11 protein-coding genes, 1 rRNA gene and 1 pseudogene are annotated in these 13,107 nt (G+C 66.1%); 8 read left to right on the top strand and 5 right to left on the bottom strand.

The window, feature by feature from the left end:
• Positions 1-70: 70 nt before the first annotated feature.
• On the bottom strand, positions 71-1,459 hold the full coding sequence (locus tag Q8Z05_RS13260) for a phenylacetate--CoA ligase family protein (RefSeq protein ID WP_305940095.1): 1,389 nt from the start codon (positions 1,457-1,459) through the stop codon (positions 71-73).
• 250 nt (positions 1,460-1,709) lie between these two features.
• Between Q8Z05_RS13260 and Q8Z05_RS13255 the strand changes: the two genes are divergently transcribed.
• Together Q8Z05_RS13255 and Q8Z05_RS13250 are read left to right on the top strand one after the other, a co-directional pair.
• A complete protein-coding gene (locus Q8Z05_RS13255) occupies positions 1,710-3,143 on the top strand; it encodes a flotillin family protein (RefSeq protein ID WP_305940094.1) in 1,434 nt (477 codons plus the stop codon).
• A gap of 8 nt (positions 3,144-3,151) precedes the next feature.
• Entirely contained in the window at positions 3,152-3,400 is a 249-nt protein-coding gene (locus Q8Z05_RS13250) for a hypothetical protein (protein ID WP_305940093.1), read from the top strand.
• 19 nt (positions 3,401-3,419) lie between these two features.
• On the opposite strand, the gene Q8Z05_RS13245 is transcribed toward Q8Z05_RS13250, so the two are convergent.
• Both Q8Z05_RS13245 and Q8Z05_RS13240 read right to left on the bottom strand, forming a co-directional pair.
• The gene (locus tag Q8Z05_RS13245) at positions 3,420-4,211 is read right to left on the bottom strand and encodes a ZIP family metal transporter (protein ID WP_305940092.1); all 792 of its coding nucleotides are present in this window, start codon (positions 4,209-4,211) and stop codon (positions 3,420-3,422) included.
• A gap of 75 nt (positions 4,212-4,286) precedes the next feature.
• Positions 4,287-4,466: a hypothetical protein gene (locus tag Q8Z05_RS13240; protein WP_305940091.1), complete on the bottom strand. Its 180-nt coding sequence runs from the start codon at positions 4,464-4,466 to the stop codon at positions 4,287-4,289.
• Positions 4,467-4,653: 187 nt separating this feature from the next.
• Here Q8Z05_RS13240 and Q8Z05_RS13235 point away from each other — a divergent pair, with 187 nt between their 5' ends.
• The 6 genes and pseudogenes from Q8Z05_RS13235 to Q8Z05_RS13210 form a co-directional block, all read left to right on the top strand.
• Positions 4,654-5,688 (top strand): hypothetical protein, encoded by a 1,035-nt coding sequence (locus Q8Z05_RS13235; protein ID WP_305940090.1) that lies wholly within the window; start codon positions 4,654-4,656, stop codon positions 5,686-5,688.
• 86 nt (positions 5,689-5,774) lie between these two features.
• Positions 5,775-5,960 carry a hypothetical protein gene (locus Q8Z05_RS13230; RefSeq protein WP_305940089.1) on the top strand — a complete coding sequence of 62 codons (186 nt, stop codon included), beginning with the start codon at positions 5,775-5,777 and terminating at the stop codon, positions 5,958-5,960.
• A 237-nt stretch (positions 5,961-6,197) separates the two neighbouring features.
• On the top strand, positions 6,198-7,355 hold the full coding sequence (locus Q8Z05_RS13225) for a glycosyltransferase family 4 protein (RefSeq protein WP_305940088.1): 1,158 nt from the start codon (positions 6,198-6,200) through the stop codon (positions 7,353-7,355).
• On the top strand, positions 7,352-8,722 hold the full coding sequence (locus Q8Z05_RS13220; RefSeq protein WP_305940087.1) for a UDP-glucose dehydrogenase family protein: 1,371 nt from the start codon (positions 7,352-7,354) through the stop codon (positions 8,720-8,722). Before Q8Z05_RS13225 ends, Q8Z05_RS13220 begins: the two co-directional genes overlap by 4 nt.
• A gap of 205 nt (positions 8,723-8,927) precedes the next feature.
• Positions 8,928-9,197 (top strand): hypothetical protein, encoded by a 270-nt coding sequence (locus tag Q8Z05_RS13215; protein WP_305940086.1) that lies wholly within the window; start codon positions 8,928-8,930, stop codon positions 9,195-9,197.
• Between the two features lie 205 nt (positions 9,198-9,402).
• Positions 9,403-11,403 (top strand): annotated as a pseudogene (locus tag Q8Z05_RS13210) (putative bifunctional diguanylate cyclase/phosphodiesterase); the annotation flags it as partial.
• Positions 11,404-11,422: 19 nt separating this feature from the next.
• Here the strand turns inward: Q8Z05_RS13210 and Q8Z05_RS13205 are convergent.
• Positions 11,423-12,355 carry an SDR family NAD(P)-dependent oxidoreductase gene (locus Q8Z05_RS13205; RefSeq protein WP_305940085.1) on the bottom strand — a complete coding sequence of 311 codons (933 nt, stop codon included), beginning with the start codon at positions 12,353-12,355 and terminating at the stop codon, positions 11,423-11,425.
• Between the two features lie 456 nt (positions 12,356-12,811).
• Positions 12,812-12,928, bottom strand: a 5S ribosomal RNA gene (rrf, locus tag Q8Z05_RS13200).
• Positions 12,929-13,107 lie beyond the last annotated feature (179 nt).

The following is a 13,107-nucleotide window of genomic DNA, read 5'->3' as shown; positions in this document are numbered from 1 at the left end:
TTTAACCACCGGTTGGTGCAGTTGTCCTGCGTAGTCGCAGGCGGCTGCACCAGCTTTTTACAAGCCGCCGTCACCTCACCGCGGACCAGACCTGCCGGAATTTGCCGCTGCGGTCGGGCCGGGGCAGCTCATCCGTATGCTCGATTGCGACCGGCCCGGCGCCAAGCGCGGCGAAATAGCCCTCCAGCCGTTCTGTCACCGCCTGGCACACCTCGGCCACAGCGGCATCCGGCCAGGCCTCGAGCCGCACTGTCAGGTTGCCGGGCCCCGTCCGGACGGCCTGGAACCTGCGCACGCCGGGGGTCTCCTCGATCACGGTGCCAAGTGCGAGCGGCAGGACGGTGACGGTGCCGCCGCCGGGCGCCGCGAAGGAAAGCAGGTCCCCCTTGCGGCCGTCGATCGTCACGGCAGGAAACGGACTGCCGCACGGGCATGGATCTGCTGCGAGCGTTACCCGGTCTCCGAGGTCGTACCGGATCAGCGGCTGCACCCGGTTGGCCAGGTTGGTCACGAGCGCGGTATGGGAGGTGGTGCCGGCCGGAACCGGACGGTAGTCCGCGTCCACCGGTTCAAGGATGTACCAGTCCGTGTTGACGTGGAACGCCCCCAGCCGGCACTGGCTGGTCAGCGCGGGGACCTCCGATGACAGATAGCGTTCGGTGACCCGGCAGCTGAACGCCGCTTCGATGGAGGCGCGTCCGGCGGCGGACAGGTTCTCGCCGGAGCTGATCGCCAGGACGGGCCGGATCCGTAACCGCCCGGCGTCCTGTTCCGCCGCCAGCTGGATCATGGCGCTCGGATACCCGAAAAGCAACGTTGGCTTGAAGGTGTTGAGTTCCGCCACGAGCTCCGGGAGCGGCCTCAGCACCGAAAACACGCGGAGGCGGCGGGCAATGGCCGGGGCACGCCGTCGGGCGTTTTCGGTCAGGACAACGCCCGCGAAGTGGCCGCCACCCGCAACGAGGGCCGCCGCCCGCAGGCCGCGGCACAGAAAGTCCCGTACTTCCGAAGCTTTCACCAGGGTCCGGCGCTCCCGGACCCTCACCACCACGTTCACCACCACCCAGGAGAAGCGGTCGTGAATCAGGACGGCCGGTTCTCCTGTGCTGCCGGACGTGGTCACCACCAGGTACCGCCCGCGGAACAGGGTCCCCAGCTGCGACAGATCGGAGAGCAGCTCCGTCTTTAGCTTGGCCAGCGTGATGTGCGGGTCCGTCACCCAGTCGTCGAAGTTCGCCATCAGGTCCCGTTTGCCCACAGGGGGAAGATGGCGCGGATCCGTGATCTTATCCGGCACGTCCCTGTACAGGCGCCGGTAGTAGGGCGATCCGGAGCGGGCAAACTCCACGAGCTCCGCAAGGCGTGCCTGCTGCAGGCGGCGGATCGCCTCCGGGCCTCCGCGCTCAGCCCGCCAGGTGCGCCACGCGGCTTCGAGTGTCCGTCCGGCCAGGCCAAGCATCGCGCATCTCCCTCCGGATCAGTCCGCTGCCCCATGCCCAACCATTCCACTGCAGCGGGGACCGCAACAGGGGCTTTCTTCCCCCTGCCTCCGAATTGCTGGACTTCCCGCCGGGGCCCCACCAGACTGTCTACAACAGCTGGCCCGGCAGGCCGGAATGACGCGCATTTAACCGGCAGGAAACGGGCAGCTGGCATTTATCGGGATTTTACCGCGATACCCGTTCCATAACCGTGAAAGGACGTGGGTCATGCCGGACTTGTCAGCATTCTTCCCGCTCATTGCCGCCCTCATCGGGGCGATTGTGGTCATTGGCTTTATCTGGGTGGCAATAAAACTGATGTGGAAGGTTGCTGAGCCGAACGAGGCCCTCATCATCTCCGGCCTGACCCGCGGAACCCTGGAAACACGGGCCGGAATGGACTTCAAGATCGTCACCGGCAAGGGGGCGCTGGTATTTCCCGGGCTGCAGACCGTGCGGACGTTGTCCCTCACCCTGAATGAAACTGAGCTTAAAGTTTCCTGTGTTACCTCGCAGGGCATCCAGGTAATTGTGGAAGGCGTGGTGATTTACAAAATCGGCGATGCCCCGCCCTTCATTGCAAATGCGGCCCGGCGTTTCCTGGGCCAGCAGCCAAAAATGGAAAGCCAGGTGTACAACGTCTTTGAAGGACACCTGAGGTCCATTATCGGCAGTATGACGGTGGAGGAAATCATCCGCGAACGGGACAAGCTCGGGTCCCAGGTCCGAAGCGCCAGCGGTGTGGAAATGGAGAAGCTGGGCCTGGTGGTGGATTCGCTCCAGATCAAGGACCTGCAGGATCCCACCGGGTACATCCAGAACATCGCCAAGCCGCACATTGCCCAGGTGAAAATGGAGGCCCGCATCGCCGAAGCCACGAGGAACCGCGAGGCCGCGGAAAAGGAAGCGGAGGCCGCGGCACTCATCGCCGATGCCCAGAGCGTCTCCGCGATCAGGCAGTCGGTGGCGCAGGCAAACGCCGAACGGGCCAAGGCGAACGCCGCCCAGGCCGGTCCGCTGGCTGACGCGACGGCCCGCCAACAGGTGGTGGTCCAGGAAACCGAAGTGGCCAAGCTCGAGGCGGACCGCGAGGAGCAGAAGCTCCAGACCACCATCCGCAAGCCCGCCGACGCCAAAGCCTACGCCAAGCGCACGGACGCCGAAGGCCAGAAGGCGGCCGACATCAGCGCGGCCGAAGCCCTGGCCCGCCGCACCGAACTCGAAGCCCAGGTGAACGCCCGCCGGACCGAACTCCAGGCCCAGGCAAATGCCACGGCAGCCGCGGCCGCGGCCGGCGCCACGAAGGTCACCGGCGAGGCTGAGGCTGCAGCCACCCGGGCACGCGGCGAGGCTGCCGCCTCGGCCATCAAGGCGAAGGCACTGGCTGAGGCGGACGGCATCAAGGCCCGCGCGGAAGCCCTCGGGACCAACCAGGACGCGGTCATTTCGCAGCAACTGGCCGAGAACATGCCGGCCATCATCGCGGCGGCAGCGGAGCCGTTCTCGCATGTGGGACAGATGACGGTGCTCAACGGCGGCGAAGGGGTCAACAAGATGCTCGGCGGCATCCTCGCCCAGGTGGGCGACTACCTTCCCGCGCTCTCCTCGGCGCTGAAGAACAGCCGGGAAGGCAAGCGCCCGGCCAAAGCCCCCGATGCCTGAGGACCCCGATGCGTAAAGACGTTGACCGCAGCCTCACCGGCAAGATCGGACGGGTGACCGGGCGCATCGGGCCCGGCACCATCGGCGAGGTCATGCTGCCGTACCTCGGCGGCACCATGGCGTTCCACGCCCATCCGTTCGACAAGGCCAGTGTGTTTGCGGTGGGCGAGGAAGTGCTGGTGATCTATTTTGATCCGCCGCAAACGGTTTATGTGGATGAACTCCCGGACGTTTTGAGGCACGACGGCGGGCCGTAGGCCGCGTTTTTGGGCATCCTTACGCGAGCGAGAGAACGAAGGACAGGACAAAGCCGGCGGCGGTGCTGAGCGCTACGGCCGGACCTCCGTGCTCGAACGCCTCGGGCATCAGGGTGTCGGCCAGCGAGGCAATGACGGCACCGGCGGCGAACGCCAAGGGCAGCGAGATGGTTTTCGGGTCGCTGCCGGACAACGGCCCGGCGCCAATCACCACGGCAAGCACCAGCAGGACCGCGCACACCGACCACAGGCCCATGATGGCGCCCGCGGACTTGCCCTGGCTGCGCATCGACGAGGCCCCCACCAGCGCTTCAGGGAGGTTTGAAACGAAGATTGCGGCGAGCAGGGCCAGCCCTCCCGTGCCTTCACCCAGCGAAACACCGAGGGCTATGTTCTCGGGAATGCCGTCGAGCGTGACAGCCGCGAGCAGCGCCATCCCGGCTGCACCCCGGGTGGATACCGGGCTGGAAGGGCGGTCGGCGGCGGCTGCATCCGTGTCCAGCTTGGCGCTGCCCCTGAACTCATCGGCCGGTGTCGCCTGCGAACCGGGCTGTGCCCAGCGGTCAAGGAGCGCGCTCAACGCGGTGAACACGATGGCACCCACCATGAGGCCGACGGCGGCCAGGACGATCCCGCCGCGCTCGTAGGCGTCCTCGAAGAGCTCGAACGTCAGGGCTGTTATGAGCGCACCGGCGGCGAAGGACAGGAAGATGGCAAGAAGGCGTTTGGGTAGCTCGAAGCGGGCACCGATAAATGCACCCAGCACCAGCGCGCTGGACGCCACAACCCCAAATATCAGCGACGCCGACACACCGTCAGTATAGGAGCGGGGCAGCGGCGTGCAACAGAGCTGCGGTCCCGCGCGGACGGCCGGGCGTTACCGGAATCAGAACCGCCAGACGGAGTAGGGAACACTGGGCAGGTTCCCGGCCATCCACGGCCGGTCCGACGCCTCACGGGGAAGGGCTCCGCGTCCGTCGCGCACCACCACTACTACCGTTCCGATCACCCCCAGCAGGGTTACAACGGCAAGGAAAATCAGGACGACGACGATTGGCCCGAACATTTCTGGAGCACCTCTGATTCCAATATTACGGCGCCTTGGTCCGGCTGCGGAGGTCCAGGACCGCTGTCCCGCGTGGACAGCGGGGGGCGCCTTCCCGTCTGTGTTCCGCCCGGCAAGCGCGAAGGTCTGGACGGTCCGCGTGCGCGGGCGTATCCTGATTTTCCATTGCCACTGGGGGGTGATCCGGATGGGCGCAACTTTGTGCGGTCGTTGCCAAACTGCCCTGCGCCCGTTCCTGCTCGCTGCCCTTGTGGCCGGCACGTGGCTGGTGTTGGCCGCCGGGCCCGCGAGCGCCGCGGCTGACAAAGCGAACCCACTGGACACAGTCGCGCAGGCAACTGATTCGCTGCTTCAGAAGACTGTCAACGAAACTGTCCCGCAAGTTGGCAGCATCTCTGACCCGGCAGTCCCGGACAATCCCGTTCCGGTCGTCGTGGTGCCGCCGGTTTCCGGCACAGCGGCAACCGTCGCTGACGTCGTCGATGTCGTAACCGATGCCCCCGTGCTCGGCGGGACAGCCGGAGCTGTTACCGGCGCGGTGGACGGCGCTGCCCCGCTGCTCACGGACACGGTCACGGACACGGTCACGGACACGCCGCTCCTTGAAACCGTGACGGATGCGGTGACCGGCGCGGTCGACAGTGTCGTGTCCGTCGTGGATTCATTGGCACCGGGGCTGCCGGTAATCAATATTCCGACCGTTCCTGTTCCTTCAATTCCGCAGCCGGAGATTCCGAGCCGGGAGCATCCGGTGAAAGCGCCGGAGGAGGCATTCCCCGCGCGTCCATCGGCGACGGTAGCGCCGTCGTCGGGCGTTCACACCCAACCGGCGTCTGCTGCCCAGGGCGTCGAGGCTCCGTTCTTCTCTGACAGCACCCTGCCCGCCGAGGTCACAGCTGCTCCACAGCAGGCCAGCCGCGCGGTTTCGCCGCTGGAGTTCCTGGCAAATACCCAAGCAGTCCGGGCGCTGGCTGCAGCCATCGGCCACGTCATGTCCGCAGCCCCCGCACCACAAAGCGAACCTGGAGCGGCGCTCACTTTCCCGGGCTTGCAGAACCAGACCGGACCCTCGTCGGCAGGAGCAGGCAGCGCCGGAGCCGAAGCAGGCGACGTCGACAGCTTCTGGAACCAGCTGCACGACGCCGGGCGCTTCCTGGTGCCGGACGCAGCGCTGGTCCTGACTGCCGGCCCGGCCTTTGATCCGGGGTCTTCCCCCGACTGAGCAGGTCACCTCTGCGCTTTTCCAGGCAGAGCACGGCCCACCGACGCCATCGGCGTACGGAATCAAACTCAGTCAGGAGAACAGTCATGTCCGTCAACACCCAGCTCTTCAGCACCACCACAGTCGTCAGCTCCGCACCAAGCCACGCCCGCATCGGCAACTGGCCCGACCCGATGAATGCCCGCATCGGCTGGTGGCCCGACCTCATGAAGGCCCGCATCGGCAACTGGCCCGACCCGATGGGCCGCGCGGGTTCACCCGCCCGCGGCTGACTCACAGGCCGGTCCGGATGCTGCCCCTTGCCTCCCTGGGGGTGGCAAGGGGCAGCGTCCGGGCCCTCTCTGATACGACACTCACCACACGACCGACAGGCACCACGCGCGGCGTTGCCCCCGGTTGCGGGCGCCGCCGTCGTCGTGCTTCACGGCAGCCCCGCTGTTAACCCAACCTTCCCTTGCCCGTCATGCCCGCTCCCCCTCGGCGCAACGCGCCGCCCGCACCGTGGAGGGGTGAGGATCGCAATTGTTGCTGAATCATTCCTGCCACTGATGAACGGGGTTACGCACTCCATCCTTCGGGTGCTTGAGCATCTGCAGGAGAGGGGCGATGACGTCATGGTGATCGCCCCGTCCACCCAGGACACAGAGGTCCTGGACGTGGTGCATGGCGCCTTCGTGCACCGGCTTCCGTCGGTGCCGCTGGCCGGGTACACGAATGTGCGGGTGGCGTTGGGCGGTGTGAACCGGGTCAAGAGAATCCTTGCCGATTACGCACCGGACGTCGTCCACCTCGCGTCCCCGTTCGTGCTCGGCTGGCGGGCAGTGCAGGCGGCACACCAACTGGGCATTCCCACGGTTGCCATCTACCAGACCGAGGTCCCCAGCTACGCGGCGCGCTACGGGGTGCCGTTCATGGAGAACTGGGCCTGGAACCGGGTGGAAAACATCCACCTGCTGGCTTCCCGGACGCTGGTGCCGTCCACTTTCGCGCTGAACCAGTTGCGCGGCCGCGGTGTTCTGCGGGTGGACATGTGGCGGCGCGGTGTGGATACCGCGCGGTTTGCGCCGGGAAAGCGCGACGACGGGTGGCGGGCGTCCGTGGCGCCCGGCGGCGAGCGGATCATCGGCTATGTGGGCCGGCTGGCCGTTGAAAAGCAGGTGGAGGACCTCGCCGTACTGGCCGATGTGCCGGGCACGCGCCTGGTGATCGTCGGCGACGGCCCGCAGCGCGAGGTGCTGCAGGAGGCCCTGCCGAACGCCGTGTTTGCGGGGTTCCTGGGCGGTGAGGAACTGGCCAGGGCGGTGGCATCCTTCGACCTGTTCGTGCATCCGGGCGAGTTTGAGACCTTCTGCCAGACCATCCAGGAGGCCATGGCATCGGGCGTGCCCGTGGTGGCCACGGGCCGCGGAGGCCCGTTGGACCTGGTGGAGAATTCGCGGACGGGCTGGCTGTACAAGCCCGGCGACCTGGCCGGGCTGCGCGCCCACGTCATGGACCTGATGGGCGACGACGCCAAGCGCCGCGCGTTCGCCGCGGCGGCGCACGCGTCGGTGCAGGGGCGGACGTGGCCGGCGTTGAGCGCGGAACTGGTGCGCCATTACCGGGCGGTGATCGCCGGCGATGCGGTGGTTGATCCCGTCGAAACCACAAGAGGAGCAACACTGTGAAGATTTCCGTGATCGGCTGCGGGTACCTTGGTGCCGTGCATGCAGCCACCCTGGCGTCCATGGGCCACACCGTAGTGGGCATCGACGTCGACGCCGCCAAGGTGGAACAGCTTGGCCGCGGGTTGGCGCCCTTCTTTGAACCCGGCCTGGACGAGCTCCTGCAGGACGGCCAGGCCAACGGACGGCTCACGTTCTCCACGGATTTCGCGGCCGCGGCCGGCGCCCGGGTGCACTTCCTCTGCGTGGGTACCCCGCAGTCCAAGACGTCCGACGGCGCCGACCTCAGCTACCTGCTCGCCGCCACCGAAAGCCTTCTTCCGCACCTGGGCCGGCACTCCGCCGTCGTGGGTAAATCGACGGTCCCGGTGGGGACCGTTGAGATGCTTGATGGCGTCCTGTCGGGGCGCCCGGATGTGCTGCTTGGCTGGAATCCTGAGTTCCTGCGGCAGGGCACGGCCGTCAAGGATTCGCTGGTGCCGGACCGTTTGGTTTACGGCGTGCCGGGCGGCAAGGCAGCCGCGCTCGATCCTGAAACTGGAGCCGGCCGCGGCGTGACCGCGGCCTTGGACGCCGTCTACGAGCCGCTGCTGCGCGCCGGGATTCCGCGGCTGGTGTGCAACTTCGCCACGGCGGAACTGATCAAGTCGGCGTCGAACGCGTACCTAGCCACGAAGGTCAGTTTCATCAATGCGATGGCCGAGCTGTGCGATGCGTCCGGCGCGGACGTCACTGAACTGGGCGAGGCCATGGGGCTGGATCCGCGGATCGGCAGCCGGTACCTGCATGCCGGGCTGGGGTTCGGCGGCGGCTGCCTGCCCAAGGACATCCGCAGCTTCCGGACGCAGGCGGCGGCTCTCGGTGTGGGTTCGGTGGACGCCTGGATGGGCCTGGTGGACGGCATCAACCTCGGCCAGCGGTCCCGGACAGTGGGGATCGCCCGCGAACTCTGCGGCGGCGATCTTGCCGGCCGGACGGTGACGGTGCTGGGCGCGGCCTTCAAGCCGGACACGGATGACATCCGCGACTCCCCCGCACTGGATGTCGCCCTGCAGCTGGCAGCGGCAGGGGCACACGTGACCGTGACGGATCCGAAGGCGATCAACAACGCCTGGATGCGGTACCCACAGCTGCGATTCGAGGCGCGCACGGACCGGGCGCTCGAGGGCGCCGAACTGGTGATGCTGCTGACTGAATGGGACGAGTACCGCTCGCTGTCGCCAGCGGTTGCGGGTGCGCTGGTACGACGGCGGACGGTGCTGGACGCACGCAATGTACTGGACGCCGCCGCGTGGCAGGCGGACGGCTGGACGGTTCGCGGGCTGGGAACAGGGGCGGGCGCCGTGGCCGTCCCCGCCGTCGGGCTGTAGCTGTTCTTTTCGGATAGGAAGCTGCGGGAATCGCGGGCGAGGACGACAGGTATTTTCACGCTGCCTCTAGACCCTACTCGTAAGCATGCTTATTATGTTGTCAAGGAGGCTCGCGGGTCCGCAGGCAACGACGAAGCTGCGTGCGGGCACGCGGGGTGTTCACTAGCCGGCGCCGGCACGGCGGGCAGGTTGGGGGCGAGGACAGGTGGAACAGGCGGCAATCGTCAGTTACGCCGTCGGCTACGTTGCGGCACTCATCGTGGTTTTTTTGATCCTGTTGCCCGTACTGATTCCGATCTTTCTGCTGCTGCTGGCAGCCGGCGTGGTGCAGCTTCTGGCGCTGGGGATACGGGCAGTCGCCGTGGGTATCCACCGTTACAGCGCCGGGCTGATCCGCCGCCTTGCGCATGTAGTCAGAAAATCAAGGGATCGGCCTCGCACGCGCCATGGCGGCCGACGCCTCCACTCGCATTGATACGGTGGCACCGCCGGGTCGACTGACGGCGTGCATAACAGGAGAAACTCAGCGTGGCCCACGTTGAAGACCTCCTCGACGGGCGGCTGAACCAACCCAAGGTTGCCATGTGACAAGCGCTTCTTCCCGGCGGCCTTTATGATGTGCGGAGGGGAGGACATGACATGAAGCAGGTACGGTCTCATTTTGTCTCTAGGGTGCTGTGATGGCGCTGCCGGGAAGCCAGGAACCGGGCGCGCTTGCGGGTCCCGATCACCAGGCCATCATCGATTCGCTGCCTGATGCCCTGTTCGTCGTCGGGGAATCCGGCACGATCACTTTCATGAACAGCGCAGCGGAGCGGATGTTCGGCTATCCCCGCGCGGAACTGGTGGGCCGGGACCACCGGACCATCCTCGCAGAGGGCTTCCGCGAGGGGTTCCAGCGGCTGTTCAACGGTATGCGCCGCCACGGGGACACAGCAGACAACCCTCCGTTTGAGGCCTACGGCCTCCGGCGCGACGGCTCAGAAATCCACGGCGAGGTGGCGTGCGCTTTGCTCCGCTTGGGAGCCGACGTGGCCATGACGGTGACGGTCCGCGCCACCCGCCCGCGGGAAGAAGCCGAGGACGGACTCCGCGAAGCGGTATCCCTGCTGAGCGCCACGCTCGAGTCGACGGCGGACGGCATCCTCGTGGTGGGTACGGACGGTCAGATCGCCGGTGTCAACGAGCAGTTCGTGTCCATGTGGGGCATTCCGCGCGGGTTGCTGACCACGCACGACGATGAAGCCGTGATTGACTTCGTGCTTGGTCTGCTGAAAGATCCCGGAAACTTCCTGGCCAAGGTCCACGAGCTCTACGCCAACCCGCTGGCGGAGAGCAACGACATTCTGGAATTCCTCGACGGCCGGACCTTCGAACGATACTCGCGCCCCCAGAAAGTGGCGGACAAGGTGGTGGGCCGGGTCTGGAGCTTCCGTGACGTCACCCCGCGCCTGGCAGCCCAGGACCAGGCGAAACGGGCCATGGCCGATCTTGCCGAGCAGGCGGCACAGCTGAAGGCCCTGGCGTTCCAAGACCCTCTGACCGGTCTGGCGAACCGGAAACTGTTCCATGACCAGTTGGCCGAGGCGTTGCGCGGGGACTTCGACTCCAGCGTCGACGTCCTGCTTCTTGACCTGGATGATTTCAAGGAAGTCAACGACATCCTGGGCCATCATGCCGGTGATGAGATGCTCACGGAGGTGGCACGCCGGCTGCGGTCCTGCGTCCGTCCCGACGATACGGTGGCCCGCCTGGGCGGCGATGAATTCGCGGTGCTGCTGACGGCTTCCCCTCAACCCGAGGCAGTGGCCGAATGCATCGTGTCATCGCTGAATGTGCCGATGTGGATCGACGGCACCATGCTCCGTCCCAGCCTCAGCCTGGGACTGGCTTCGGCGGGCCAGGATCCCGTGGCGGGCTCCGAACTGCTGCGCCGGGCGGACGTCGCCATGTATGCAGCCAAGGCTGCGGGAAAAAACCGGTACATGCGGTTCGAGCCGAACATGATGACGGCCCTGGTGCAGCGGACGGACATGGAGGCCGGCCTCAGGCACGCTGTCGACGCCGGGCAGATCATGGTCCACTACCAGCCGGTGATTTCCCCGAAGCTTGGCGAGGTGGTGCAGTTCGAGGCCCTGGCCCGTTGGAAGCGTGACGGGGAAATGGTGCCGCCCGGACAGTTCATTCCGACGGCGGAGCGAAGCGGCCTGATCTCTGCCATTGGCCTGCAGGTCATGCGGCACAGTTTCACCGAGCTGCGCCCGTGGCTCGCCGCCGACGCAACGCGGTCAGTTGCCGTCAACGTTTCAGGAGTGCAGCTCAAGGACTGCACGTTCGCCGAGGGTGTTTTGCGGCTCGCCGCCTCCTGCGCTACGGATCCGCGTCAGCTGGTGCTCGAAGTGACGGAGAGCGTCTTCTTTGATCCGGATGCACACGTGATCCGGCAACTCGACCTGCTCCGCGACGCTGGCGTGCGGGTGGCGCTCGACGATTTCGGCACCGGATACTCCTCACTGGGGCGGCTGCAGGAACTCCCCGTGGACGCGGTGAAGATCGACCGTTCCTTCGTCTCCATGGTGCGTACCGGAGCAGAGAAGCTGCCCATCCTGAACTCCATGATCAACATGGCACACAATCTGGGCCTGACGGTGACTGCAGAGGGAATCGAGACCGCGGCCCAGGCAACCTACCTGACCAACCTCAACTGCGACTCCCTCCAGGGTTATCTGTTCTCCCACCCGGAACCTGAATCCGGGTTGGAGATCGCTCTGTTGCGCTCAGCGGATGCCATCGACGAGATCCACGGCGTTCGCCTCGAGGGCTGACCAGTTCTTCGCTGCGGTCCCACAGTTGCCGCGCCAGGCCGGCGTCGTAGGCCTGCCTGTTGGCCTTGGCCAGCGCCCGTTTGGCATAGTACGCGCCGGAGGCCCAGTCCCGCCCCGGTTCTGTGGTGGCGAGCCACACAAGGGTGTCTGCCCCTTGCTCCGGCGTGAGCATGAACCGTTTGATGAACGTCTTGTAGGCAAACCGGAACCAGCTGGTCGACTCTGCCGCGAAGTTGGTGGCCACCCCGCCCGGATGAAACGCGGCCGTGGAAATTCCGGCGGCGTTGAACCGGTGGTGCAGCTCGGTGGTGAACAGGATGTTCTCCAGCTTGGCAGTGCCATAGGCCCGGTTGGTGGAGTACTTGCCGGCAGCATCGAGGTCATCGATATCAACGTGTCCGAACGCGTTCGCCGCGCTCGACGTGTTGATAACCGTCGCCTTGCTGGCCGTGAGAACGTCCAGCAGCTCGTTGGTCAGCAGGAACGGCGCCAGGTGGTTCACCTGGAAGGTCTTTTCGTGGCCGTCCACCGTCAGCTCGCGTTTGCCCATGATCCCGCCGGCGTTGTTCACCAGGACGTCGATCCGCGGGTACCTCGCCTTCAGCTGCGCGGCAAGCGCCCGCACCTGCGACAGGTCCGCGAAGTCGCTGACAAAATAGTCAGCACCGATCTCCTCCGCGACCGCCCGCGTCTTCCCGCCTGAACGCCCGACGACGACCACCCGCTCCCCTGCCAGGGCCAGCGTCCGCGCGGCGGAAGCTCCGATCCCGTCACTTGCCCCGGTGATGACGATGGTTCGTTCAGCCATGAAGAGTCCTTTGTGCGGGTGCAATGAGCCGGCCTCGAGTCGGGCCTACGGATCTCCAACGATGCCGGGACGTCCAGCGTTCCCTCTCCCCTGCGACGCTCTCTCACTTCCTGCCGGGTTTCCCCGGACGCTCTCGCAGTTGCTGCCGGGTTTCCCCGCGACGCTCTCGCAGTTGCTGCCGGGTTTCCCCGGGCGCTCTCGCAGTTGCTGCCGGGTTTCCCCGGGCGCTCTCTCAGTTCCTGGGGTGGGTGTTCGACGGCGGGTGTGCCGGGTGGGGTGTGCCGGGTCCCGGCACGGGTGCGAGAGGGTCCGTCGAAAAGGTGCGGGTACTGAGAGAGGGTCCGGCAAAAGGGGTGCCGGATGTGAGAGAGGGTGTGAGGGTGGGGTGGGGGTTTTGGGTGGTTAAAGCGGGAGAGCCTCCAAACGGGTGTTTGGAGGCTCTCGACCTGAATGATGTTCCGGCGGTGACCTACTCTCCCACACCCTCCCGGGTGCAGTACCATCGGCGCTGTGGGTCTTAGCTTCCGGGTTCGGAATGGGACCGGGCGTTTCCCCCACGCTATGACCGCCGTAACCCTGTTACCCGTTCCCCCGTCGGTTGTGTGCCCTGGGGGGTGGGAAAAATGTGGTTACAACATTGTGGTGTTGTTATTTAGTTGTCGGTTCGCCAAAGCAACGGGTTTGTTGTTTGGGAACCACATAGTGGACGCAAGCAGTCTTGTTTTCTTTTTACCACCCCTGGGTGCAAACCT

The organism is Arthrobacter oryzae (assembly GCF_030718995.1).
Lineage (GTDB): Bacteria > Actinomycetota > Actinomycetes > Actinomycetales > Micrococcaceae > Arthrobacter > Arthrobacter oryzae_C.
This window is presented reverse-complemented; position numbering and strand designations above follow the sequence as displayed.

Excerpts from the sequence above, each read along its gene's own strand:
- Q8Z05_RS13260 (WP_305940095.1), bottom strand. The coding sequence starts at position 1,459 with ATGCTTGGCCTGGCCGGACGGACACTCGAAGCCGCGTGGCGCACCTGG.
- Q8Z05_RS13255 (WP_305940094.1), top strand. The coding sequence starts at position 1,710 with ATGCCGGACTTGTCAGCATTCTTCCCGCTCATTGCCGCCCTCATCGGG.
- Q8Z05_RS13250 (WP_305940093.1), top strand. The coding sequence starts at position 3,152 with ATGCGTAAAGACGTTGACCGCAGCCTCACCGGCAAGATCGGACGGGTG.
- Q8Z05_RS13240 (WP_305940091.1), bottom strand. The coding sequence starts at position 4,466 with ATGTTCGGGCCAATCGTCGTCGTCCTGATTTTCCTTGCCGTTGTAACC.
- Q8Z05_RS13235 (WP_305940090.1), top strand. The coding sequence starts at position 4,654 with ATGGGCGCAACTTTGTGCGGTCGTTGCCAAACTGCCCTGCGCCCGTTC.
- Q8Z05_RS13230 (WP_305940089.1), top strand. The coding sequence starts at position 5,775 with ATGTCCGTCAACACCCAGCTCTTCAGCACCACCACAGTCGTCAGCTCC.
- Q8Z05_RS13205 (WP_305940085.1), bottom strand. The coding sequence starts at position 12,355 with ATGGCTGAACGAACCATCGTCATCACCGGGGCAAGTGACGGGATCGGA.